The organism is Streptomyces sp. NPDC051563, from assembly GCF_044454225.1.
In the GTDB taxonomy this organism is placed as follows: domain Bacteria; phylum Actinomycetota; class Actinomycetes; order Streptomycetales; family Streptomycetaceae; genus Streptomyces.
Genome location: NZ_JBITDL010000035.1, coordinates 1 through 24,324, shown reverse-complemented (window position 1 = coordinate 24,324; position 24,324 = coordinate 1). Strand labels below are relative to the sequence as shown.

Sequence of the window (24,324 nt, the reverse complement as noted above, 5' to 3'; positions counted from 1 at the left end):
GTGCCGCTTTCGCGGCGGATCAAGGTGTTCCGCATACTGATACGGGCTGGGTCGGGGACTGGAGGACGCGTGGCGGAGGGCGAAGGATCCGGGACAGAGGACCGGAAGCCGAAGTCGGACGAGGCGCACAGTGCGTTCTCCGTGCCGGACGGGGTCGGCGTGGACCCGGAGGCGACCGAGGAGGACCAGCCGACCTCGGAGTTCGCCGTCCCCGAAGGCCTCGCGTCGGTGCCCGCGGATCCCGACGGCCCCGCCTCCGCGTTCGCGACGCCGCACACCTACAGCGCCGCGCACTCCCCACCGGCCTACACCGGCCCTCCGGGCTTCCCGGTCACCCGGTTGAAGGAGTCCCCCTGGCAGGACCGCATGCGCACGGTGCTGCGCATGCCGGTCGACGTCCGGCCGGTGCCGGAGCCCTCTCAGCGGCTGGCCGTGGAGACCGGGCCCGCGGTGGGGCGCGTGCTCGACCTGACGCTGCGCATCGGCGAGCTGCTGCTCTCGGGCGGCGAGGGCGCCGAGGACGTGGAGGCCGCGATGTTCGCCGTGGCCCGCAGCTACGGCCTGGACCGCTGCGAGCCGACCGTCACCTTCACCCTGCTGTCGATCACCCACCAGCCCTCCCTGGTGGACGATCCGGTGTCGGCGAACCGCACCGTCCGCCGCCGCGGTACGGACTACACCCGGCTCTCGGCCGTGTTCGCCCTCGTCAACGACATCACCGCGCACGAGGTCGAGATCTCGCTGGAGGACGCGTACCGCCGGCTCGCCGAGATCCGCCGCAACCGCCACCCGTACCCCGGCTGGGTGCTCACCGGCGCCGCCGGTCTGCTGGCCGGGGCGGCCTCCACGCTGGTCGGCGGTGGCGTGCTGGTGTTCTTCGCAGCCGCACTCGGTGCGGTGCTCGGCGACCGGCTGGCCTGGCTGTGTGCCGGGCGCGGGCTGCCGGAGTTCTACCAGTTCGTGGTGGCGGCGATGCCTCCGGCCGCGATGGGCGTGGCGCTGAAGATGACCGACCTCGACGTGCGTTCCTCGGCGATCATCACCGGTGGGCTGTTCGCGCTGCTGCCGGGGCGGGCCCTGGTGGCGGCCGTGCAGGACGGTCTGACCGGCTACTACATCACCGCGTCCGCCCGACTGCTGGAGGTCATGTACCTCTTCATCGGCATCATCATGGGCGTGCTGGTGGTGCTCTTCGTCGGCGTCCAGTTCGGCTCCAATCCGCAGCCTGAGGACGTGCTGCAGATCGAGCAGCGGCCGCTGCTCCAGATCATCGCCTCGATGGTGCTGGTGTTCACGTTCGCGATCCTGCTCCAGCAGGAACGTTCCACCGTGTGGTTCGTGACGCTGAACGGCGGGATCGCCTGGGTGATCTACGGGGCCCTGCACTACGCCGCCAAGATGCCCCCGGTGCCGTCCACGGCGATCGCCGCCGGGCTGGTCGGCCTCTTCGGCCAGCTCCTCGCCCGCCACCGGTTCTCCTCCGCCCTCCCCTTCGTCACGGCCGCCATCGGCCCGCTGCTGCCCGGCTCCGCCACGTACTACGGGCTCCTCCTGATCGCCGAGGACCGGCTGAACGAGGGGCTGGGCTCGCTGACGAACGCCGCGGCCATCGCCCTCGCCATCGCCATCGGCGTCAACCTCGGCTCCGAGACCTCCCGCCTGTTCATGCGCATCCCCGGCGCGGCCAGCGCGGCCAAGCGCGGCGCGGCGAAGCGCACCCGCGGGTTCTAGGGCCGGCCCACCCGTACGGCCTCCGTACATGACGATGCCCCGCGGACCGGGGATCCGGTCGCGCGGGGCATCGTACGGAGCTGCGAGCAGCGAGCAGGCTAGCGCTTGGCGTGGCGGCCGCTGCGCTGCTGGCCCGGGGCCTGCGGGTCCTCGCCGGCGCCGGGCTCCGTGCCGCCGGCCTCCGCCGCCGCCTTCTTGTTCTTGCGGGACTTCAGCACCTCGAAGATCACCGGGATCACGGAGATCAGGACGATGCCGATGAAGATCGGCTCGACGTTCTTCTTGATGACCTCGAACTGGCCGAGCTGGTGGCCCAGGACCGTGACGCCCGCACCCCACAGCACGCCGCCGATGACGTTGAACATCAGGAACGTGCGGTACTTCATCGCGGTGGCGCCCGCGACCATCGGCGCGAAGGTGCGGATGATCGGCACGAAGCGCGCGAGCACGATGGCCTTGGGGCCGTGCTTCTCCATGAACTCGTGCGCCGCGTCGAGGTTCTCGCGCTTGAAGAGCCGGGAGTTCGGCTTGTTGAAGAGCTTCGGCCCGAAGACCTTGCCGATCATGTAGCCGACCTGGTCACCGAGGATCGCGGCGGCCACGATCAGGGTGCACACCAGCCACAGCGGCTGGCTGATCGTGCCGCTCGCGACGAACAGGCCCGCCGTGAAGAGCAGCGAGTCTCCGGGCAGGAACGCGAAGAGACCGGATTCCGCGAAAACGATGACCAGGATGCCGATCAGGCCGAAATGGCCGATCAGGTACTCCGGGGAGATCCACTCAGGACCGAGCGCAAGCGTGTTCACGGGTTCCGGGCTCTCCAGGATCAGGTGGGGGTGTCCGTCCAATTATGAACGCACACCGCGCCCGCCTGGTTCCAGGGAAGGGCGGCTAGACCCTGCGGACCGCGTTGGCCAGGATCGCGTCCCGTACGAACACCGCCAGCCCGGGCCGGACGGCCTCGTAGTACGCCGTGAACCGCTCGTCCGCCACGTACATCTCGCCGAGGCCCGTGTGGATCTCGTACGTGCAGAAGTAGTAGCTGCCGTTGATCCAGCCGCGGTGCTCCTCGGCGAGGTCCATGGCCTCCTCGGACTCCGCAGGAGCGCCGGAGTCCAGCAGGGCGGCGAACCGCCGGTTGATGTCCTCGGCCAGGGCCTGGATCCGCAGCCAGTCCTCCTTGCTGTACGAGGCGGTCCGGCGGGCGGACTCCCGGTACGTGTCGCCCCAGCGGCGCTCGGCCTCCTCGGCGTGCTCCTCGGGATCGAAATCCCCGAAGACCTCGAACTTCTCCTCGGGGGTGAGGTTGATGCCCATCTTCTTCGCCTCCATGGCGTGCTCGACGGCCGCGGCCATCCGCTGGAGCCGGGCGATCCGGTCGGACAGGAGGGCGTGCTGCCGGCGCAGGTGCTCCCCCGGGTCCGAATCCGGGTCGTCCAGCAGGACCGCGACCTCGTCGAGCGGAAAGCCGAGCTCCCGGTAGAACAGGATCCGCTGGAGCCGGTCGAGGTCGGCGTCGTCGTACCGCCGGTGCCCCGCCCCGCTGCGGGCGCTCGGGGAGAGCAGCCCGATCTCGTCGTAGTGGTGCAGCGTGCGCACCGTCACGGGATCTGTCGAAAAACGTGTCTGAAAGTCTGACGAGGTAGTCGGGCAGATCAGACGGCTTGGCGACAGGTGTGGTGGCAGCCCGTGAGGGCGCAGCCACCGCGGTCAGTGTAGCGGGTGGAGCATGCTGGGCAGCAGAATATCTGCACCCCTGCCGACAGGGGTGAGGTGCCTCTGAGGGCGGAGCCGGGGGCGAGCGTGAGAGCCAGGGGTGCGAGGGATGCGGCAGGTCAGACACCCCATGTCGTTTAGTGTCAAGCGGCATGGGGTTGGGCGTGGTGCGCCCAGGCGGTCGCTTCGTCGTAGCGGGTGCGGGTTTTGAGGCAGCCGTGGAGGATGCCGACGCGTCGGTTGCCGAGCTGGCGCAGGGCCGGGTTGTAGCCGGCCTCGCGGGCACGTTGCTTGCCGTAGTAGCCGCGGGCGCCGGGTGAGGCCCGCAGAGCGCAGAACGCCTGGGTCTGAAGCGCGTCGGCGAGCCGGTTGTTGCGGATGTAGCGGGCCTGGACGGTGTGGCTCTTGCCGGAGGCCCGGGTGATCGGGCTGGTCCCGGCATAGTTCTTGCGGGCCTTCGCGCCGGCGTATCGGGTGGGGTCGTCTCCGAACTCGGCGAGCACCCGGGCGCCGACGATCTCACCGATGCCGGGCATCGACAGGTAGATCTCAGCGTCCGGGTGCGCCAGAAAATGCGCCCTCACCTGCACTTCCAGGGCGGCTATCTGCTCGTTCAATGCGATGATCAGACGGGCGTGAGCGATGGCGGCGGCCGCGTAGGCGGCGGTGACCGGCTCGGGCAGGCCGAGTTGCCGCTCCCGCAGCGCGCTCTGGATCGTGGCCGCTTTCGCGTCCCGGTTGTGGCGGCGGTGGCGCGTCAGAACAGCGGCGATCTGGGTGTGAGTCAGCCTCGCCGCCGTGGCCGGGGTGGGTGCCTTGACCAGCAATTCCAGTGCGTCTGTGCTGGTCAGGGCCAGGTCCGCGTAGGCGTTCAGGGCGGCGGGGAAGTACTCGCGCAGTGTGGTGCGCAGCCGCTGGAAGGTGCGGGTTCGTTCCCAGATCAGGGTCTGGTGGGCGCGGGCGACGACCTTGACGGCCTGCGCCTGCTCGCTGTCGCCGGCCACCGGCCGCAGCTGGTCCCGGTCGATGCGGACCATGTCGGCGAGCGCGTGCGCGTCGCCCTTGTCACTCTTGGCTCCGGAGGAGCCGTATCGCTCCTTGAACCGGTTGACCTGCCGGGGATTGATCGCGAACACCTGGTAGCCGGAGGCGACCAGAGCCTGCACCCAGGAACCGCGGTCGGTCTCGATCCCGACCACGACGTCGGCCGGGTCCAGGTCCCCGCCGCCGTGGCGGGCCACGAGTTCGTGCAGTTTCGCGATGCCCGCCACTCCCTCGGGCAGGTTCGCGGCGGCCAGTTTCCGGCCGGTCTCGTCCTGGACCTCGACATCATGGTGGTCCTCGGCCCAGTCATCACCGATCAGCAGCAACAGACTCTCCCCAGTCACGTACTTCACCCAGCGGTGCAGCCTGCGGAAGGCACGGCACGCGGCCTAATGGATCCAGTGCTCACGCCCTGACGGGCGGGCACGCCACCCCATCAGCGGTCTGGCCTCCCGGCCGACCAGCCGGGGCACGGTCTGACCTCAGAACTCGAAGGCTCCGGCGTCGATAGTGCTCACCTGCTGGCGGCTACGGAAACGAGCATTCCCCGGTTCCGTAGCTCCCATTAGGCTGCGGCCGGGGTCCTGAGCACAGCGCGTGCCATGGAGTTGCTGAGCCAGGCGTAGCCGATGTAGATGAGCAGAGCTGCGGTGGCGCCGTAGGCGGGTACCCGTTCGTGGGGGTAGCGCTGGTCGAACCGGGAGTGCAGGGATTCGCTGTCCTGGCGGAACCCTTTGAGCCGGCGTCCGGCGGGGGTGTCGGGTGGCACCTGTCGCAGGTGTTCCGTTCGGTTGAACCGCTTCTTGCCCGTTGAGGGGTCGGTTTGGCGGTCCTCTTCCGTCTCGTCAACCCGAATGTGCTCGCTATGCGTCTTGACGGGGCAGGGAATAGTGATCCGGTGGTAATAGCGGGTGGCCTTCTTGCCTTTCCTGCAGGCGAGTTCCTCGACAGGGAGGGGAGCGTAATGGTCCTTGCCGGTCTTGAGGTCGATGAGGCGCTCGCAAACGCGCCCCTCGGCGACATACAGCTTGTGGTTGCAGGGACCTTCCTGGAAGAGAGTAAGGGATTCGGGTGAGAGCCCACTGTGCTGCGTCGTGAAGGCGACGAGACCGGCAGCGATCAGCGGAGCACGGTGAACTCCCCGCAGGGCAGTGTCGTAGGTGATGGCACGCAGATCAGGAGCCTTGGTGAGGAGGTGCTTGACCATTTTGACGAAAGCGGTTCCTTCGTCGTCGCGGTGAGGGTCGCGGGCGCGTGACTTATGGCGGATTGATTCGATGCTGAGCACGATCCGGCTGTGAGGAGTGTCAGCGAGGCGTACGGCCATGGCTAGGAACTTGTTGCCGTAGACGCGGTTTCCTCCGCCCTCAACGCTGATGCCGGCGTCAGGATCAACGCGGTGGCGGCGGATCTCTCCAGTGACCTTGTCTGCGACCTCGTGCTGCCTTTGGGATGACGCGGGCCTGGCGACGGTGGCGTCAGCGTGGACGACTTGCTGACGTTCGGGGTAAGCGCGACTGACGCGGTTACCGCTCTCGGCCATCATTCCGGAGTCGAGGGCCTGCTGGATCCACAGGTCGCGGCTGATATCCCGGATTGTCGCGAAGGCAGGCTTGAGATGCTTTTGGAAATAGTAGTTCCACTGGCTGCGGCTCGGGCCGACGGCTGGGAGGGTGTCCGCTGCTTCATCTCCTATGTGGCTGCGCAGGGCGTCGCGCACTTGATTCCACCAAATGGAGTCCTGAAGGTTGACCGCGGTGTAGCGGGCGGAATCGAAGATCGAGATGGAGCTGAGGAAGATCAGGTAGACGACCGGAGGGTAGTGGGCGGGCCGACCCGTCCTGCTCTTGGCGGGCAGTGAGTCGGCTGCCGTGTAGAGGTCGGGGTTGCTCACCAGGTACGAGAACCGCTGGTTGAGCGAGATCGCAGGCGCTTCGGGGCCTTTGGGGGGCAGCGGGTCTCCGGCGGCGCCGAACGCGTCATCGGGGATCGGGCCGACGGTGTAGTCGGGCCGCTTCCTCTTGGCGGGCTTGCGCTTGGGGCGGGATTTGGGCGTGCTCATGCCGTACCGCCTGTGCGGGAGGTCTTCCACTGGAGCCCGGCAAGGCCTGCCGCGCTGTCGAGGGAGGACAGGCCCAGGCGGCGGGCCACCTCGGAGAGCGAGCCCGATTCGTTGAGGATCTGGCGGGCGAGGAACCGCGTGACGTCGCGGGGTTCGACTTTGCGTGTGGTGGTGGACAGTCCGCAGCGCCGGACGATCTCACCGAAGGCGGATCCGACGCTGGACTGGGCGACGTGGGCGGCGGAGCGGGGATTGACGACCAGGAGGTGCCGGTTCGGGGTCTTGCCAGCCAGGTAGGTCAGACGCAGGCCGAGCACGTAGCGGGCCCATTCGGACAGCGGGCAGATGCGGGCTTCGGTGTAGGTGGCGCCGCACGTGGTGATTTCACCGGCGCCCAGATCGAGGTCGGTGGTGGCTGCTGCCGCGATCTCGGCACTGTGCAGCCCGGTCAGGAGAAGCGCCAGCACTGCGGCGTTGCGGGTCGCGGGCATGCCGCGCTCGGAGTGGAATTTCAGCAGCTCGATCTCTTCGGTGCTGAGGCCGGCGCCCGCTTTGCGAGGACTGCGGTGGATGCTCTCCGCGTCCACGAGCGGGACGCACTGGGTCAGGCCCAAGGCGCGGGCATGGGTGTAGAACGATGCGATGCCGGATCGGCGTTGGCGGCGGGTGCCGTCCTCGGGGCTGACGATGATGTTGCCGTGACGGTCGCGTCCAGGAGCGAGAACGAACGCTCTCACCAAGTCCGCGGTGACCTCGTCGATCAAGGTGACGCCGTGGGCCTTGCCGAAAACCAGCAGCCCTTCCGCGGCCCTGGTGTAGAGCTTGGCGGTCTGCCGACTCATCAGCCCGGTATCGGCTTCGTGCGACCAGGCACGACTGACCTGTACGACTGCGCTTCTCAGCGTGACGGCAGCGCACGCCGTGTGCTTGGCGGGGGTCTGTCTTGCCGGTGGACGGTGTGTGCGCCCGTCGGCGGGCACGCTACCGTGGGCGGTGTTCCTTGCCTTGCGTGAGGACATGCCGAAGCCCCTTCCGCGCGGCCGCGCCGCGCCGGATGGTGGGTGGAGGCGGGGTCCGGCAGTGCCATCCCGGCCAAGGGAAGAGGGCGCTGCCGGACCTGCTTTGTGTGAGGGGTTACCTACGTGACGGGGCGGCTCCGGAGTTTGGTGGTGATCTCGGCGAGGCCGCGCAGGTGGCCGTGGAGGGCCAGCAGGTCCTCGACGGACAGGCGTGCCAGATCTGCCAGGAGAACCGGTGGAAGCAGCAGCGCGAGCAGGTCCAGTTCCGGTGCCGGCCCGCCATTTGTTGCCGTCGGTGTCTGTTCACGGCGCGGCCGGGGAACTGACGGGGCGAAGGAAGCACCGTCTTCGCCGCCGACTCCCGAGGGCGGATCGCCTTCGAGGGCGGGTGTGGGGCCAGGCTGTTGCCCCGTCTCTTTCTGCGGTCCGCTGTCCTGGGCCAACCGGCTGCTGTCGCTTGGCTGCTGGTCCTGTCGCTGGAGCGAGTCGAGGTCGAGCGCACCCCCGTGCCAGCTCAGTCGGCCGTCCCCTTCGGGAAGGAGCATGCCTACGGCCACGAGCAGGTCGACAAGGACATGGGCCTGGCTCATACGCTTCTCGGGGGCACGGGCGGCTTGGCAGAGTTCGAAGACCAGGAACTGGCGGGATCGCGGCCCTTCGCCCAGGCACTGCGTCACCGTGCGGGTGAACCACTCGTCCTTCCACGCCTCACGGAGCGCCTCCAGGCCGGCCTGCTCTCCCTGGGCCCAGGCGCGGCCGACACCCTGTCCCCTCTTCGTCGGAACGTAGCCAGAGCGGGCTGGGCCCTTCACGATCAGCCCGGTGGCGAGGAGAAACACGGGGACGAGCCCGCAGCGCCTCTCGGGGACGGCGGTCAACTCATGGAGGGCGGCCGCGGTCAACGGCTCGTCCGCCATGCAAAGCGCCCTCATGACGCGCAGATGCCGGTCGGCCCGGAGCCTGTCACTCGGCAGAATCCGTTCACCGGACCCCAAAAGGGAGCGTCCCACTGTCATGCCATTCCACCTCCGATCGTCCAGAGACTGCCTGCGGGCCGGCTGCGCTGACCTGACGCGGCAGTGAGCGTCTCGCAAACACGGTCTTGCTGTTTTGATAGCATGCCTGGTGGGGATGCGCCTCTCGGCACCCCGTCCTTCACAATGGGCGAATGACCGGAGGAAAGTGGCGTGCGAAAAAGCCGTGGGAGTACGCGGTGGCCGGTGAATGGCCGTACGCGGTGATGGACGGCTTCCTGCCGGCTCAGGTGGGCCAGGCGGTCGCCCGCGCGCTGGCGGAGGCCATGGAGCGCCAGAAGTTCAGCGCGAACTCGCTGGCGGCGGCCTCGGGCGTCAACCGGCAGGTCATCTCGAACGTCCTGGCGGGCACCGTGTGGCCCGACCTGATGACGATGGTGCGACTGGAGGAGACGCTCGGCGAAATGCTGTGGCCGCGCCACCTCGACTGGCCCGCCGACGAGAGCGGAGTGCGCCAGCAGCCGCTGCCGCCGCAGAAGCGACGCGACCTCGACTAGAGAACTTTCACTCCATGTCGGTGCAAACGGACGTGAAGAGGGCATGGGTGTGGGCCCTTCCGTTGGAGGGAAATGGCCGAACACCCCGCGAGCATGGGTGTGAACCGCTAGCTTCGGAGGTGGCGGCCTTGCCGCGTTGGGAGACCGCCGCCCCAGGCGTGGCCCAGGTGTCCAGCCGGGAGGCCACGATGTGGGGCGGCGGTCCGCTTATGTGGGCCTGCCTAGGCGGCCTCCCAGGCCGCGGTGAGCCGGTAGAAGGTCTGCTTGCCGTCGGGACCGATGGTCTTCGTCACGACCTCGCGCTTACGTAGGCCATCGAGCAGGGCCCGAGCTCGGTCCATCGAACCGTCAGCGCCCGCTTCGAGTTCCATCGCGACGGCCTTCGGGGTCCACTCCCGCTCCGGGTCGCGCGAAAGGATTTTCAGGACCGCCAGTGTGCGCTCGCCCGCAATCCGGACAGGGTGCGTGGCGGGCTGTGGCTCTGGTGCAGGGCGCGTCGCTGTGGCCGAGGTGGGGTCGTGTTCGGGTGAGAAGGCAACGAGCCGAGTCTGGGCGGGTTCGGAAGCCTGGCGAAGGCCTATGCCCCGTGCCAGAACGGTGCAGAGGTCCTCGAGTACCTGCTGGGCCTCCTGGAGCTCGGCCGCGGCCTCTTGCTCCTGCGCCGTAACCTCTTGGACTTCGGCGTTCAGCTTGGCGATCATCGCCTCGAGTCGGGCCCGGTGCTCACCGTGTGATGCGACGCGGACATCGCGTTCACGGATCATCGCCTCCAGATCTGCGGCAACGTAGGCCGCAGACTGATTGAGGCCCTCGGGCAGGCTCATGTCGCCACAGTAGAGCGACAGTTCGGTGCATGTCTGCCGATCCAAGGAGTGAGTACGCAGCAGCTGAATCTCTGACCACATATGTCTGTTAAATGATCACCTCTGAGGGTGCATCTGAGTACCTCCGCCGTACCTGTTGCGCCGCTTTTGCGGAGACCTAGGCGGGCAGGGGTCTGTGCACAGCTCACATCAGGGCATCTGAGTGACTCTTAAGGCTTACGACATCGCATCACGACGTCGTGAGCCTTAAGAGTCACTCAGATACTGGGTTGGATGGGATGGGGACTCCGTGAGTGTCACGTTCGTAGATGCGGGCCTTGTTCTTGGTGTGCTTGCGTTCCACTTCTTCCTGTAGGTCGATGCCGTTCATCTCGGCGAGGGCGGCGACGTAGAGGAAGACGTCGGCGAGCTCCTCGCCGAAGTCGGGTAGTCAGCACGTGGATGCCCCGGGCGTCGAGGGGGGGGCAGCTTCGGGCGAGGGTATGGGTCACGCCCTACATACGCACCGTGCCGCTGGTCAGATCGAAGTCGGTTTTGGACCTGCTCCGGTCTCTGCGCTGGAGAGCCCCGGCAAGCAGGAGCACCAGCGGACCGGAGTGCCGGTGGCGGGCATACCCCGTTCGCAGTGGAACCGGAGCCGGGCGATTTCCTGGGGCTGGAGGCCTGCGCTGGGCCGCCGCGGGCTGCGGAGAATGGGTCGGGAGTCCACCAGCAGAGAGGTCTTCGTCATGCCGGTGGCTGCGCATGTGGTGGTGGATTTTCGCGCCGAAAGGCTCCCGTACAGGGTGCGGCCGAGGGTCTATCTGCTCCGCCGAGTCCGAAAGCCCAGGCGGCCTGGGTGGGGGTGGCGCCCGCGTTCGGTGAGCGGCGGGATGAGACGCATGACGACGGCGCATGACGAAGCTGGAAAGAATGAAGGCTGCGGCAAGGAGGAAGTCGAGGCACAAGAAGCCGGAGAGCGACCGCCGGTACTTCAAGCCGTCCGCGGAGGACATTGCCGAACTCGCGAGCCTGCTCGTCCCGGGCGACAGACTGCGCTGAGGTGGGCAGAACGCGAAAGGTGCCGAGCAGGTCACGGCCGCTACTTGCTCGGCTGGAAGTGATGGAAACACTCCAAGACCGGCGCGTGATCGTTGTTCCTGACGGGGCTACCCCGTATGGGGAAGCTGTCACAGACTTGCAGGGCGTGGTTGGCCGGGCTGGTCGCTGCGTCTGTGTTCCGGCCGACCCTAGGACTGTCATCTTGAACGAGCGCGTTCTCGTCCCCCGCAATCGGGGCTTCCTCTTCCTCGACTCCCATCCTGCGGGCTGCGGGCAGTTGGTGGCCGACATGTGGCAGGCATGCCCCGCCCCTGCCGGCGTGCCAGAGGGCGACGGGCCCGTCGCACTGGTAATAGGCTCCTCCGCCGGATACGGTCTCGCGGCCACGCTGGCCGGACTCAAGCGCGCCGGTATCCGCGGTATCGCGGTGTCCTTCGAGAAGGCCCCCACCGTGCGGCGTACCGCGACGGCAGGCTGGTACCGCACCGCCGCCACCGCCGACATCGCCCGCGCTGCCAGGCGAGACCTGGTCTTCCTCAATGGCGACGCGTTCTCCGACGTGATGAAGGACCAGGTCGCCGACCTCATCGAGCAGCGTTTCGGTGGCCGGCTGGACTACCTGATCTACTCGGTAGCCGCGCCCCGGCGTACCGACCCCGCCACCGGCACCACCTACGCCTCCGTCCTCAAGCCGATCGGCCAGGCCAACCGCACCAAGACCCTCGTCTTCGACGACGAAGGTCTTGGTGAGGTCCGCGAGGTCGAGACCGGGCCGGCCGAGGGAGACGACGTCCAGCAGACGGTGGCCGTGATGGGCGGCGCGGATTGGGAACGCTGGATCGACCACCTCGTCGGCCGGGGCCTGCTCGCCGACGGGTTCGCCACCGCCGCACTGTCCTACATCGGCTCACCGCTGACGGAGGGGATCTACCGGCAGGGCACCATCGGTGCGGCCAAGTCCCACTTGGAGGCCACCGCCTGCACCCTGAACGAGCGGCTCGACAAGACGGTGGGCGGGCGCGCAGTGACCTCCGTCAACGGCGCCGCCGTCACCCAGTCCTCCACCGCCATCCCCGGCATCGCCCTGTACACCGGCCTGCTGCGTGGTGTCCTCGGAGAGAACCTGGTCCCGCCGATCCGCCAGCTCGCCGCCCTGTGGGACCAGCTCACCGGCGCGGCCCCGCTCGCTCTGGACGACGAAGGCCGGATCCGCCTGGACTCCTGGGAACTCACCGACGACGTCCAGGCGGCCGTCGCCGAACGTTGGGAGGCCGCCACTACGGCCACCATCGCAGACCTCGCCGACCTCGATTGGTTCCACGCCGAAGTCCAACGCCTGTACGGATTCTCCGTGCCAGGCGTCGACTACTCCGTCGCAGTCGCCATCGACATCCCCTGGCCCGACCACACATCCTGACCCGGCTCAGGCACAAGGGCGTTGAGGACCAGTCCGAGGGATCCGATCTGGTCTTCCACGCAGTCCCGGTAGAGCTGCCCGGCGCGGCCGGGGAAGACTTTCCGGGCGAGCGCGTGGCGGCCCTCCTGGAGATTGGCCTGCACCTTGGTCCGCCACCAGCATCCGTGCTCGTCGGCCAGCCCCAGGACGTACGGTGTCTTGGATGTCCGACCGTGGTTCGCGATGGTGTCCCTCGATGGCGTCCTTGTACGGCTCCACGTTGGACTTCAGCGGCATCGCGGCTCCTGCGGACGCTCCCATTGCCGAGCGCCCCACCACCCGCTGCTGGGTGGTGGGGGCTGACGGATCACATGCGAAAACTGGGTTGGCTCTCAGGAGGCCCGATGGCGATCCTGCCATGGCCTTTGAGATTCCGTGAAAGCGCATCAGCGCCTTCAGGCGTGACGAGCAATTCCACCACCCCGGTTGTCTTTCCTGGATCGTGGTCTATGAAGACGTCTTCGATGTTAACCCCGGTCGCTCCGATGTCGGCGAACAGGCGGGCCAGCTCTCCTGGCTGGTCACCCACCGGTACCGTGACCGTTACGTAACTCGCCTTCGGGGTACCGTGCTTGTTCGGAAGCCTCTCGCATCCCGCAACGCCTCGGTTCAGCACGTCGAGCAGAGCCTCGGCGCCCCCGTCGGACTCCCCCTCGGCACCGCTTTCCAGATGTCTCAGCGCCGCTATCACTCCCTCCAGGTCACGGGCCAGCTCGGTGAGGCTGTCCGCCACAGTGCCGGCGTTGGCGGACAGGATGTCGAACCACAGCCAGGGATCGCCCGCCGCGATCCGGGTGACGTCGCGTACTCCCTGTCCTGCAAGGCTGATCTGCGACTCCGTGGCATGCTCCAGGCGTGCGGCCATGAGGCTGGCAACCATGTGTGGGGCATGGGAGACTAGGGCGACTGCCGCGTCGTGCTCGTCTGGCCTCATGACCAGCGGATATGCGCCGCACATCTCGATCAGGCTCTCGACGGCTTGTTGGGCCTGCTCGGAAGTCGCGGGGTGGGGGGAAAGGATCCAGACCCGCCCCTCGAACAGGTTGGCGCGAGCGGCGAGCGGACCGGAGCGTTCTCCGCCGGCCATGGGGTGACCTCCCGCAAATGACGTGAGATCGCAGCCCAGGTCGACGATGTCCGCCATGGGGCGCGCCTTGACGCTGGCGACGTCTGTATAGGCCCGGGCCAGCCCGCGCTTCTGTGCCTGCGCGAGCGTGGTGGCCAGTTCCGCCGGCGGTACCGCGAGGATGGCCAGGTCGACCGCTTCCGGTGGTTCCTCGGCACGCCCGGCTCCAACAGCCGCGGCGGTCAGGGCGGCCATGGGTTCTTGGTCGACGAGGTAGACGATGACGCCTCTGGCGGAAAGCGCCAGAGCGATCGAAGTGCCGATCAGGCCCGTTCCGACGACAGCGGCACTACGCAACATGGATTCCCCAAGATTGATCGCATCAACAATGCCCCGGCCGGCGTTGCACGGTGATGGCGGTGGCCCGGAAGTCGGTGCGGTGCGGCAAGCCCCCCGAAGGGCTGTTCGAGGAAACTGGCATGCGATCTCGAACTCTTTTCGGCGGGAGCCCACGGCACCGGCGACCGCTGCCTCCTCTTCCGGTTCGAGGCAGCCTCGCGAGGAACGCGGTAGGCGATCTCACTCGCTACCCCGACAGGCAACAGATCGCCGATCATCTCGGTTAGACCTGCCGCTGGCCGGAGAAGAGGGCGGCGAGGCGTTCAAGCCCTTCATCGATCTGTGCCTCGTCGACCTGGCTGTAGGAAAGGCGGAGTTGGCAAGCCATGTGCGGATCAGAGCCGAAGTAGCTCATCGGGGTCCACAGCACGCCGTAGTCGTCCGCGGAGATCTCAAGCAGCGCGTCGTCCGCCGGGAAGGGCACCTTCAACACGATGAAGAACCCGCCGCGCGGTACGTTCCAGGTCACCCCTGATCCGCCGTCGGACGGGAAGTGCCGCTCCAAGCCTGCCAGTAGGCGCCGCAGGTTGTCCCGGTACAAGGCGATCTCACGCTCGTTGGCGCTGTACAGATCCAGACCGTGGGTCAGGAGCTTGCCCGCGATGACTGCCTGGGCGATGGGTGAGGTGTTCACCGTGAGCATGCTCTTGATCTTCGAGAGTTCGTCGGCCAGCAGCCCCTCCCGGCCATCGGCGCCGAGGACTCGCTGGTCGGCCACCGCGTACCCGATGCGGGCGCCGGGCAGACCGGTCTTGGCGAACGATCCCAGGTAGACAACCCTGCCCCGGGTGTCGAGCGACTTCATCGTGGGCAGCCGCACGCCGTCCGCGTCGAAGTAGCCGTACGGGTTGTCCTCCAGCAGCAGCAGGTCGAGCTGCTCCGCGAGATCGAGTAGTGCGTGCCGGGTCTCCGGATCGATGCTGATGCCGGAGGGGTTAGCGAAGTCCGCGACCAGGTAGCAGGCGCGGGGGCGTAGACCGCGCGCGCGTGCCTCACGCACCACGTGCTCAAGGCTTTCGAGATCCACGCCGTTCGGTCCGCCGGCCACCTCAAGCACCGGCATGTCCACCAGCCGGGCCGCCCCGCTGAGTCCCACGTAGCTGGGTGACACCGCGAGGATCACGTCCCGCTCATCCGCGCGCAAGGCGCGAAGCACCAGGAACATCGCTTCCTGGCAGCCCACGGTGACCACCACCGACTCCGGATCCACGGCTATTCCCTCGTCCACTTCCAGGTGGCGGGCGATCAGCTCGTGGATGATGCCCTTGGTCCGCCCGTACTGGAACAGGGTCCGGCGCACCTGCGCCTCGTCGTACCCTTTCTCCTCCCTCAGGTACTGCTCGAAGCGCCGGAGGTAAGCGTGTACGAGTTCGATGTCGAAGAAGCCCTCGAAGGGCCGCCCCGGAGCGAAGGAGATCGCCTCGGGGAACCGTTGGGCGATCTCGTTGAGGAAGTTCATTGAGCCGAGCGTCTTGTCCTCGAGGGACGCGTGCAGCTCTGCCGTGTGCAACAGGGCTGCCGGATACCGCTGTGTCACCGTAGGACCATCCCTTCGTGACTGGTCTTGTCCAGGTATGTCGTGTGGGCATGGGCGGTGCAGGTGCGGTCCGCGGCCATCGCGTCCCGGCGCACTTGCAGGGTGCCCGCGGCCTCCGGGCCGGAGCACCCTGCGAGCCCGAGGGCATCCCTCAACTCAGCTGCGAGCAGGTCGAGGACCCTGCGCGCCCCTTCGGCGCCGCCCGTCGCGAGTCCCCATAGCAGCGGACGGCCGAGCAGGACGCCGCTCGCCCCGAGCGCGAGGGCCTTGAGTACGTCGACCCCGCTGCGGACACCGCTGTCGAGCAACACCTCGCAACGTCCGTTCACCGCCGCGCACACCTCCGCCAACGCATCGATGCTCGCTACGGCCCCGTCTAGTTGTCGACCGCCGTGGTTGGAAACGACGATGCCGTCCACCCCAGACTCGGCGGCCTGGGCCGCGTCCGCCGGATCGAGTACGCCCTTGACCAGCAGCGGCAGCCGGGTGCGGCGCCGAAGCTCCGCTAGGTCCGCCCAACTGAGGGACGGGGCGAAGGCCGCGGCCGTGTGCCGGGCTACCGCGGATTCGCCCGAGGCTGTCCGGTGCGCCACCGATTCGGCACCCACCGGGAAATGCGCGGCCACGATGTCGTCCGGCAGGGCGAACCCATTGCGCAGGTCACGTCGACGCCGGCCCATCCATGGCACGTCGACCGTGAGCATCACAGCACTGCACCCGGCGTCCTCGGCGCGGCGTACCAAGTCGAACGACTGCTCGCGGTCACGCAGCCAGTAGAGCTGGAACCAGGTCGTCGCCCCGACGGCCGCGATCTCCTCCACCGTGTAGCTGCTCAACGTGCCGACGGTAAAGGGGATTCCGGCCGCTGCCGCCGCGCGCGCCGAGGCGAGCTCACCCTCGGGGTGCAGCAACTTCTGGTAGCCGACCGGTGCGGTTGCCACTGGCATGGCAGCCCGGCTGCCCAGCAGGGTGGTTGCGCAGCTGCAGTCCGATACGTCGCGCAGGACCTTGGGAGTGATCCGCAGCCGGTCGAACGCGGCTTGGTTGTCAGTGAGGGTGAACTCTGCGCCGCTGCCGCCTGCCACGAAGTCCCGTACGGCGGGAGGCAGCACGGCGTTCGCAGCCCGTTCGAAGTCGGCCAGAGCGAAGAAGTCGCCGGGTGTGAACACGTTGGGGACGGCCGTCATCGAGCGGAGACGTTCTGCTGCAGCCGTTCCAACTCGACAGCCTCGTAGAGGGCCTTGATGTTGGAAGACCCGAACGTCTCAGCGCCAAGCCGCTCGATCACCTCGAAGAAGAGGGTGCGCCGCGGGTGCGTCGATCGAGTGAAGATCTGGAACAGCTGACCGCCGTGGTCCTCGTCGACGAGGAGGTTCCACTGACGCAGAGCATCCAAGCCGTGCCGCTGCAACTCTACTCGCAAAGCCAAGAGTTGATAGTACGTCCCCGGAGCCTTCAGGAACTCCACACCGTTGCGGGCCAGAGCGCGGACCGAGTCGACGGCATCGGAGCTAGAGAACGCGATGTGCTGGACTCCCGCACCGCCGTGGTTCTTCAGGAAGTCATCGATCTGGCCGGGGTCAGCCTCCGGATCCGGCTGGATGATCGTGAACGTGATGTCACCTTCGCGGCTCTGCACCACCTTCGACAGCATGGCCTGCGAGCCCACGGCGATGCGTTCCTCGAATATCTCCCTGAAGCCCAGCGCATCCCGGTAGAGCTTGACGACCTCGTCCAGCTCGCCGACGTTCACGCACACGGCGAAGTGATCGATCTCCTCCAGGCCGGAGTCTGCGGAGGTAGGCGTCCGAGTGCCGGAGTCGGACGAGACCGGCTCGAAGCCCAGCGGCAGGCCGTCGGGACCCTCCCGCTCGATCAGAGTGTGCACCAAGTCTCCGAATCCGGAGATCGTGGCGGTGGCTACCACACCCGGCCCGGGCAGCCGGACCGGCTCGCTCAGTGGCCTGGCACCACGGCCCACCGCGTACGCGAAGGCGGCCGCGACATCGGTGGTGCTCAGGGCGATACGGGCCACGCCGAAGCCATGCAGAACGGTATAGAGGGAAGCCTCGTGCTCGTCGTCGGTGCCTTCAGTGAGCACGAGGACGATCCTTCCCTGGCGCAGGGCGAGACTGCGGAAGCCCTCCTGGGCACCGCCGGCGGTGCCCGCGACAGTGAAGCCGAATCGCGTGGTCCACGCGGCGGCCTCGCGGTCGAGGTCCTCGACGTAGATCTCCACGTAATCGATCCGGAGGTCATCGAAGGGGAGCTCGGCCGCGGGCTGCGGCTGTGCGTGGCGTGCGGGGTCTGCTGCAATGGTCATACGGCTCAGTCCGGTGCTTCCTGTGCTAGTGATCTGTTGTCGCGATGCCGGGCCGGCCCGGAGTAGCGGTGTGCACAGGCGCTCTCCGGGGCCGGCCGGCTGCCCCGCTCGGGACCGGGTGGTGCTACGCGGCCGGAGGCACGGGCCCGTCCCAGACGACCGGGCAGAACTCGGGGTCGCTGTAGTCCGGGGCCCCATCCGGCGTCCTGCGTACGAGCTCGTCATGGTTGTAGGTGGCCAGGCTGCCGTCCGGGAGTGAGAAATCCCGGTATGCGTTGGCACCGTCCTGAAGGTGCAGCGAGATGGCCCGGCGCGGCTCGGCGGACCGGTTGGCCCCGCTGCCGTGGTAGGTGCGGCAGTGGTGGAAGCTCACATGCCCTTCCGGGATCTCCACCGGCACCTTGACGACCTTCGCACCGTTCGCCTCCGCGGTACGGTCAAGGACCGACTCGGCATCGCGCCCCAGCTGTACGAAGTGCCGAGCTGTGACGGCGTCACGGCTCAGCTCCTTCCAGCGGTGGCTGCCATCGACCATGGTGATGGTGCCCATCTGCTCGTCGCAGGTGTGGAAGGGGATGAAGGCCGTGAGCATCCGCTCCGAGGTTGACGTCGCCCAGTAGTCCCGGTCGAAGTGCCAGGGCACGACATTGCTGGGCTCCTCGGGCCGTGGCGGCTTGCGAATGAGGGTCGACTGGAACACTCGGATCTGATCCGCCTGTGCCAGCCGCGCCGCCACCGCTCCCAGCAGGGGCTTGCGCAATACCTTGGCTATCGCGTCGCTCTCGTAGTGGATGTAGTCGTTGTGGCGCTGGACGTCGCCCTTCTCGGGGGTCCAGTACGCCAACCGCGCCGGGTGCTTCGGCAACACACGGTCGCGTCGTCCCGCGTAGAACTCCTCGCTGGCCGAGCGCAGCAGAGCTGTCTCCTCGTCGGTGAACAGCTTCTTCGACAGGTACCAGCCGTGCTCAGCGTAGAACGCGACATCGTCGTCGGACGGCAGGAGTTCGCGCTCCTCCGCGGTCAGCGCGAAGACCTCGGTGGGTGCGGACACGTCATTCTCCTTCAAGGTGTTGCGGGGATGGGGCAGTCGCGAGCCGGTGGGCTTCCTTGATATCGGCGATTACCCGATCGCTGATCGGTGTCCAGCTGCTCGCTGCTTTGTGGTGGAAGGGATGAGTGAGGTAGCGGGCCACGGCCTCCTCGTCGTCCAGCAGGCCGATGACCGCGTAGTCGTAGGCGGCGGGCCGGTCGGAGACGTTGCGACCGCAGTGCCACTCGCGCAGCTCTTCGATCTCGTCGCCCATCCGTTGCTGGAGCGCCTCCGCCTCGCGTACCTCAGGGCTCTCCCAGCTGAAGCCGGGCTTCAGCCGGAAGAGCACGATGTGCCGGATCACCGGCACTTCTCCGCGGCGTGGTTCAGGGCGGCCCACAAACGCTCGATGTCGCCCCCCGTGGTGTGGATATTGGCGAGGGAGACTCTGATCACGTAGCCGTCGCGGATCACCGAATGCGATACGAAGGCTTCGCCGGAGTCGTTGAGTTCCTTGACGATGCGGGCGTTCAGGTCGTCCATCCCGGCGCCCGAACCCACCCCGCCCTGCGGCGCGTACCGCAGGCACACCAGCGGATAGCGCGACGGGGCCGGGCACTGCCAGTCCGGGTCGTCGGCGGCCAAGCCGCGCAGGCGGTCCGCCAGCTCCATGGCGTAGTCCAACCTGGACTGCAGCCCTGCACGGCCGAACGACCTCAGTACCCACCAGAGTTTCAGGGCCCGGAAGCCCCGACCCAGCTGGGGCGACAGGTCCATAAAGTCGAACGTGCCGCCCGTGTGGACCGACGTCAGGTACTCCGGGACGATCCGGTACGTGTTGGCCAGTGCACCGCGGCGCCTGCAGTAGAGCGCGGTCGAGTCCAGTGGGACGAACAGCGTCTTCTGCGGGTTCACCACCAACGAGTCGCCGACGGACACGTCCTCCGCCGCACCGCCCATGCGGGAGGCGAAGGCGAACAGACCTCCGTAGGCGGCATCGACGTGCAGCCAGACCCCGAGCCGCCGACAGATCTCACTGATCGGCTCCAGCGGGTCCGCCGCTGCCACGGAGGTGGTGCCGACCGTGGCGACGACGGCGACCGGCACGAAGCCGGCTGCCACATCGCGGGCGATGGCGGTCTCCAGTAGGTCGGGACGCATCCGGTACTGGTCGTCAGACGGGATCTTCACCACGTTCCGGAGACCGATTCCGAGGGTGATCGCAGCCTTGTCCACCGAGCTGTGGGCCTGGTCAGAGGTGTAGATCCGGGCGACCTTGGCGTGCGGCCCGCTCATCCCCTCCTCCCGGACGTCATAGTCGAGCGCTGCATCCCGAGCTGCTCCGAGTGCGTAGAGCGTTGCCAGCGAGGCACCACCGACCAGCAGACCGTCCGACTCACCTGGATACCCCGCCAGTTCGGCGAGCCAGCGCAGTACCACATGCTCCAGGGCCGAGGCCGACGGGCTGGTCTTCCACAGCATTGAGTTGACGTTGAGAGCGGCCGTCATCGTCTCGGCGAGCATCCCGGGGAAGCTCGCACATGTGGAGAAGTAGCCGTGGAAGGCAGGGTGATTCCAGTGGACGAGGTCCGGAACGACCTTTTCCCACGTATCCGTGAGGATGCGCGGGAACTCCTCGCCCTGCTCCGGCAGGGCCGCGTCCAGGCGACCCATCAGTTCTGCCGCGTCGTAGGGACGTGCTACCGGCACATCCCTGATCAGTTCGAAGTGCTGACGGAGCGTCGCGAACAGCTCATGACCATGGCGTTCGAAGTCGGCCGGCGCCCAGTCGCCCGTGGTCTCAGGCATGCGTGCTTTCCACGTGGGCGTGCGTGTCAGTGGCTTCGACATCGACCGGGAGTTCCGTGAAGTAGATGATGCGGCGCGGGCCGTCGCAGTACTGCTCGTAGAACTCGCCGAGCAGCTTCTCCTCTTCCTTGATGAATACCTCGTGCTCGGCACGGCTGTGCCAGGTGTACATCATCCAGATCTCTGCCTCGCGCTCCTGGAGCTGGTAGAAACGGCCGTGTTCGCACCAGCCCGGGTTGTCGTGCGCGCCTGGGCCGACGATGTCGTCCATCACCTGCATCAGTTCCAGCGCGCGCCCGGTGAACTCGTCCTTGAGCTTCCAGGTCTCGATGACCGTGACCTTCTCTGCACCCATCGTGCTTCTCCTATCTGATTGGTCCGGTCGCCCGAAGGGCGGGCAGCCGGTCCCACATTGGGTCTGTGACCCGGGTCTTAGGTCTCGCCTACGGCCGCGACAGCGGTGCCCAGCGCGCCGTTCTCCCGGGCCTCCTCCGTGACAACCGCCTCGACGAAGGCCGTGGCGCTCTCCCCGGCATGTACGCACCCACGCGCATCACACTCCAGCCCCCAGGAGCGAAATCGACCACTGCCGGAGGCGCGTGCATCGGGCTCGGGTCAGGAGGGCGCGGCGCCATCCGCGACGAGATCGGTGCCATACGGCGCCGGCCTCGCCGCTTGCTGGCTTAAGCAACACGGTCGCGACCCGGCCCAGCAGTACTGCGCCTTCACCCGCTCCACCGGTCCTCCAGCATCTCCCCGGGGCACCAGGACACCTGATGCCGTCCCCGCTGTGGTCCAGGGCGGCGGTACGGGACAGAGCGGTGGCCGCGGACTTCACGGTCGCCTACGCGTCGGAGCTCGGCGGTGAGTGCCGAAACTGACGTGATGTGCCCGGCGTTGTTGACTGCCACGTTCAGTCCGCCGAAGCGGTCGCCTACGCCGGCGACCAGACGGCCTGTCTCCTCGGCGTGGGCGGCCGGGGTGGCGAACGACGGAAGCAGTGCGACGTAGGGGAAGCCCTTCCCAACTTCGTGGGCCGAGTCGGTACCGTGGGGGCACGGAATTGAGATGCCACCGCTTACCTTCGTCGAATTACGGAAGACAGCGGACGACACCTTTTCTCCTGAGCGTTGCGTACCAGTGGCCTGGGCATCGGGCTTCGAACGGCACATTCTGGCGTGTGTATGTACAGCCGCAAACTGGGGCACACCCGGATTGCGGCCGTATCCGTGGGCGGGCTGGTGGATGAATGGCACGTGGGCCAGATCTGCGTAGCGACCGGCGAGAGCCAATAGGCGGTGGCGAGTTCCCTCTTCGGGGTTCGCTCAGTCGTACATGACGAGGAACCAGTCAGCTGGCCGGCCTTGGTGAGCGGCTGAGCCACTACAAGGCCGGTGAGGTCTGGTGCCACAGTCCCGCAGCGTCTGGCCTGCGGCGTTTCGTCAGTGTGCACCACGTCAAGGGTGATCGACAAGAGGGTTCTTGCGCTAGGTGTGCGAGTCGACAACTCAACCGCTCCGGCTTCGTGTGTATCGTACAGCCAACCTCAGATCGAGCTCAAATCAAGATCGGCATCCTTGACATCGAATCGCAAGCCAGGTGATCCTTCCGTCTCAGGGGAATCGGTTCCGATCGCAACTTCTGGAACTGATTCGAGACGCAAGAGGCGTTGGGTTCGCACCAAATGGGACTTCCGGTGACATTCCTGGAGCCTGCTCGTTCTCTTTCAACTACATGCCGGAGATCGCGGCGCGCTAAGTGAAGCCGGTTGACTCCGGCGCGATCCACGCACCGACATCAGGAGCACGTTCGTGATACCACTTTCATTCGCCCAGCGGCGCCTCTGGTTCCTGAATGAACTAGAGGGCGTGAAAGCGGTATATAACACTCCGTTGGCGCTGCGGCTGGTCGGCGCACTCGACAAGGGGGCGCTTCGGGGGGCACTGTGCGACTTGGTCGCCCGCCATGAGTCCCTGCGCACGGTGTTCCGGGAGTCCGACGGGGAACCTCATCAGCACATCTTTGAGCCGGCCGAGGCCGTGCCAGCCTTGTCGGTGGAAGATGTGCGGGGATCGCAGGTGTCGGACGTGCTACTCCGGGCTTATCGAGTCCCCTTTGACCTGGCCAACGAAATTCCGCTCCGGGTGCAGCTGTTCGAGCAGGGGCCCGACGAGCACATCCTGCTGATCACCCTCCATCACATCGCCGGTGACGGATGGTCCATGGTTCCCCTGTGGCGCGATGTGAGCTCGGCCTATGCCACGCGACTGAAGGGTGAGGACGTCGCCTGGGAAGAACTTCCCATTCAATATGGAGATTACACGCTCTGGCAGCGCGAAGTTCTTGGCGACGAGTCTGATCCTCACAGTCTCGGACACAAGCAGCTGGAGTATTGGAAAGCCAAGCTCGACGGTATCCCCGAGGAGCTGAGGCTTCCGACCCGAGGTATCCGTCCCGCGGTGGCGAGCCGCACCGGCATCCCGGTCGAGATCGAATTGACCCGGTCCACTCATGCCAGGCTGGCCGAGGTGGCTGGCAAGAACGGCAGCACCGTGTTCATGGCTCTCCAGGCGGCCGTGGGTGCGCTGATGGCGAAGCTTGGCGCCGGTCACGACGTACCCATCGGCACTGCGATCGCCGGCCGGACCGACCAGGCCCTCCATGACCTCGTCGGCTTCTTCGTCAACACCCTGGTCCTGCGTACCGACATGTCGGGAGACCCGAGCTTCCTCGAGATTCTGAAGAGAGTGCGGACGGCGAACCTCGAGGCCTACGAAAATCAGGATCTGCCGTTCGAGCGCCTCGTCGAAACCCTGAACCCCCCGCGTGTACCCGGAAGGCATCCGCTGTTCCAGGTCATGCTGACGCTACAGAACAACGCCGAAGCGGACTTCCGGCTTGATGGGCTTGACGTCAGTGTCGAGGAGATCGAGGAGCGCACGGCCCAGTTCGACATCGCTTTCCTACTCAAGGAAGAGCACAGCGAGCACAGGGCTCCGGCCGGCATCCGAGGAGCCATCCTCTATTCGGAGGACCTGTTCACCCCTGACGTGGCGCGCTTGATCACGAAGTACTTCGCCGCCCTGATCGACCAGGTGGTCGACAGTCCGCAGCTGCGCCTCGGCGGCATCGACAGTCCGGAGATTCCGACGGCCCTGATGGAGGGAGCGGAGGCGGCGGAGTCGAAGGCGTCCACCGACGACACGCCGACAACGCCATTCGATGAACGGCTTGAAGTCCTGCGCGGCATATTCTCGCAAGTTCTCGGGGTTGAGGACGTGGGACTTCACGAGAGCTTCTTCGCGCTGGGCGGCCATTCACTTTTGGTGATTCGTTTGATTAGTCGCGTGCGCACCGCGCTGGGCATCGAATTGGATGTCGCCAAGATCTTTGAGGCGCCGTCGGTGGCCGAACTGTACAAGTGCCTCGACGAGGCACCCCCGGCCCGACCGAGCCTTGGATCCAGCAGGCGGTCGCGCTAGCCCATATTGGGAAATGGGATCGTCGGGGCTCTGCTTGCCGGCCGACCCGTTCTTTGTCATGCGCCCAAGACAAGGGCATGCGGTAGTTCCTCAACAGATATTGGGTGTCACTGTGTCTTCACATGAATCTCGGCAGCGCCTTGAGAGCCTGATCGGGCAGGTTGACGTTCTGTCGTCGGTGGAGCGTCGGCGGGTGATGTCGGAGTGGAATCACACGGCGGCAGAGGTGCCGAGTCTGTCGTTCCCGGGGTTGT

General features: G+C 67.0%; 19 protein-coding genes and 2 pseudogenes. 5 read left to right on the top strand and 16 right to left on the bottom strand.

Annotated elements, in window-relative coordinates:
- Positions 1–69 precede the first annotated feature (69 nt).
- Positions 70–1,731, top strand: a complete 1,662-nt coding sequence (locus tag ACIA8F_RS32475; RefSeq protein ID WP_399384204.1) for a threonine/serine exporter family protein — start codon at positions 70–72, stop codon at positions 1,729–1,731.
- 134 nt (positions 1,732–1,865) lie between these two features.
- Here ACIA8F_RS32475 and ACIA8F_RS32470 read toward each other — a convergent pair.
- The 6 genes and pseudogenes from ACIA8F_RS32470 to ACIA8F_RS32445 all read right to left on the bottom strand — a co-directional run.
- A pseudogene (locus ACIA8F_RS32470) lies at positions 1,866–2,537 on the bottom strand (DedA family protein); the annotation flags it as partial.
- An 85-nt stretch (positions 2,538–2,622) separates the two neighbouring features.
- Positions 2,623–3,336 carry a MerR family transcriptional regulator gene (locus tag ACIA8F_RS32465; RefSeq protein ID WP_399384202.1) on the bottom strand — a complete coding sequence of 238 codons (714 nt, stop codon included), beginning with the start codon at positions 3,334–3,336 and terminating at the stop codon, positions 2,623–2,625.
- Positions 3,337–3,590: 254 nt separating this feature from the next.
- The gene (locus tag ACIA8F_RS32460; RefSeq protein ID WP_399384302.1) at positions 3,591–4,817 is read right to left on the bottom strand and encodes an IS110 family transposase; all 1,227 of its coding nucleotides are present in this window, start codon (positions 4,815–4,817) and stop codon (positions 3,591–3,593) included.
- 239 nt (positions 4,818–5,056) lie between these two features.
- Positions 5,057–6,553, bottom strand: coding sequence for a hypothetical protein (locus ACIA8F_RS32455; RefSeq protein ID WP_399384200.1), 1,497 nt, complete (start codon positions 6,551–6,553; stop codon positions 5,057–5,059).
- Positions 6,550–7,572: a tyrosine-type recombinase/integrase gene (locus ACIA8F_RS32450; RefSeq protein ID WP_399384199.1), complete on the bottom strand. Its 1,023-nt coding sequence runs from the start codon at positions 7,570–7,572 to the stop codon at positions 6,550–6,552. The genes ACIA8F_RS32455 and ACIA8F_RS32450 overlap by 4 nt, the downstream gene beginning before the upstream one ends.
- A 119-nt stretch (positions 7,573–7,691) precedes the next feature.
- Positions 7,692–8,489 (bottom strand): hypothetical protein, encoded by a 798-nt coding sequence (locus ACIA8F_RS32445; protein ID WP_399384197.1) that lies wholly within the window; start codon positions 8,487–8,489, stop codon positions 7,692–7,694.
- Between the two features lie 251 nt (positions 8,490–8,740).
- Here ACIA8F_RS32445 and ACIA8F_RS32440 point away from each other — a divergent pair, with 251 nt between their 5' ends.
- Entirely contained in the window at positions 8,741–9,103 is a 363-nt protein-coding gene (locus tag ACIA8F_RS32440) for a helix-turn-helix domain-containing protein (RefSeq protein ID WP_399384196.1), read from the top strand.
- Between the two features lie 221 nt (positions 9,104–9,324).
- On the opposite strand, the gene ACIA8F_RS32435 is transcribed toward ACIA8F_RS32440, so the two are convergent.
- On the bottom strand, positions 9,325–9,927 hold the full coding sequence (locus ACIA8F_RS32435) for a hypothetical protein (RefSeq protein ID WP_399384195.1): 603 nt from the start codon (positions 9,925–9,927) through the stop codon (positions 9,325–9,327).
- Positions 9,928–10,839: 912 nt separating this feature from the next.
- Here ACIA8F_RS32435 and ACIA8F_RS32430 point away from each other — a divergent pair.
- Together ACIA8F_RS32430 and fabV are read left to right on the top strand one after the other, a co-directional pair.
- Positions 10,840–10,968, top strand: coding sequence for a hypothetical protein (locus ACIA8F_RS32430; protein WP_399384193.1), 129 nt, complete (start codon positions 10,840–10,842; stop codon positions 10,966–10,968).
- Between the two features lie 202 nt (positions 10,969–11,170).
- Complete coding sequence (fabV, locus tag ACIA8F_RS32425) at positions 11,171–12,385, top strand: enoyl-[acyl-carrier-protein] reductase FabV (RefSeq protein WP_399384192.1); 1,215 nt, start codon at positions 11,171–11,173, stop codon at positions 12,383–12,385.
- 11 nt (positions 12,386–12,396) lie between these two features.
- Here the strand turns inward: fabV and ACIA8F_RS32420 are convergent.
- From ACIA8F_RS32420 to ACIA8F_RS32380, 9 genes and pseudogenes are all read right to left on the bottom strand, one after another.
- A pseudogene (locus tag ACIA8F_RS32420) lies at positions 12,397–12,627 on the bottom strand (Tn3 family transposase); the annotation flags it as partial.
- A gap of 104 nt (positions 12,628–12,731) precedes the next feature.
- Entirely contained in the window at positions 12,732–13,847 is a 1,116-nt protein-coding gene (locus tag ACIA8F_RS32415) for a prephenate dehydrogenase (protein ID WP_399384300.1), read from the bottom strand.
- A 265-nt stretch (positions 13,848–14,112) separates the two neighbouring features.
- On the bottom strand, positions 14,113–15,348 hold the full coding sequence (locus tag ACIA8F_RS32410) for a PLP-dependent aminotransferase family protein (RefSeq protein WP_399384190.1): 1,236 nt from the start codon (positions 15,346–15,348) through the stop codon (positions 14,113–14,115).
- 74 nt (positions 15,349–15,422) lie between these two features.
- Positions 15,423–16,613, bottom strand: coding sequence for an alpha-hydroxy acid oxidase (locus tag ACIA8F_RS32405; protein WP_399384189.1), 1,191 nt, complete (start codon positions 16,611–16,613; stop codon positions 15,423–15,425).
- Positions 16,610–17,749 carry a 4-hydroxyphenylpyruvate dioxygenase gene (gene hppD / locus ACIA8F_RS32400; RefSeq protein ID WP_399384188.1) on the bottom strand — a complete coding sequence of 380 codons (1,140 nt, stop codon included), beginning with the start codon at positions 17,747–17,749 and terminating at the stop codon, positions 16,610–16,612. The genes ACIA8F_RS32405 and hppD overlap by 4 nt, the downstream gene beginning before the upstream one ends.
- A 124-nt stretch (positions 17,750–17,873) precedes the next feature.
- Positions 17,874–18,800 (bottom strand): phytanoyl-CoA dioxygenase family protein, encoded by a 927-nt coding sequence (locus ACIA8F_RS32395; protein WP_399384186.1) that lies wholly within the window; start codon positions 18,798–18,800, stop codon positions 17,874–17,876.
- Position 18,801: 1 nt separating this feature from the next.
- The gene (locus ACIA8F_RS32390; RefSeq protein WP_399384184.1) at positions 18,802–19,143 is read right to left on the bottom strand and encodes a Dabb family protein; all 342 of its coding nucleotides are present in this window, start codon (positions 19,141–19,143) and stop codon (positions 18,802–18,804) included.
- Positions 19,140–20,588 carry a pyridoxal phosphate-dependent decarboxylase family protein gene (locus ACIA8F_RS32385; RefSeq protein ID WP_399384183.1) on the bottom strand — a complete coding sequence of 483 codons (1,449 nt, stop codon included), beginning with the start codon at positions 20,586–20,588 and terminating at the stop codon, positions 19,140–19,142. The genes ACIA8F_RS32390 and ACIA8F_RS32385 overlap by 4 nt, the downstream gene beginning before the upstream one ends.
- A complete protein-coding gene (locus ACIA8F_RS32380; RefSeq protein ID WP_399384181.1) occupies positions 20,581–20,943 on the bottom strand; it encodes a hypothetical protein in 363 nt (120 codons plus the stop codon). Before ACIA8F_RS32380 ends, ACIA8F_RS32385 begins: the two co-directional genes overlap by 8 nt.
- Positions 20,944–22,399: 1,456 nt before the next feature.
- Between ACIA8F_RS32380 and ACIA8F_RS32375 the strand changes: the two genes are divergently transcribed.
- On the top strand, positions 22,400–24,070 hold the full coding sequence (locus ACIA8F_RS32375) for a condensation domain-containing protein (protein WP_399384180.1): 1,671 nt from the start codon (positions 22,400–22,402) through the stop codon (positions 24,068–24,070).
- The last annotated feature ends 254 nt before the right edge of the window (positions 24,071–24,324 follow it).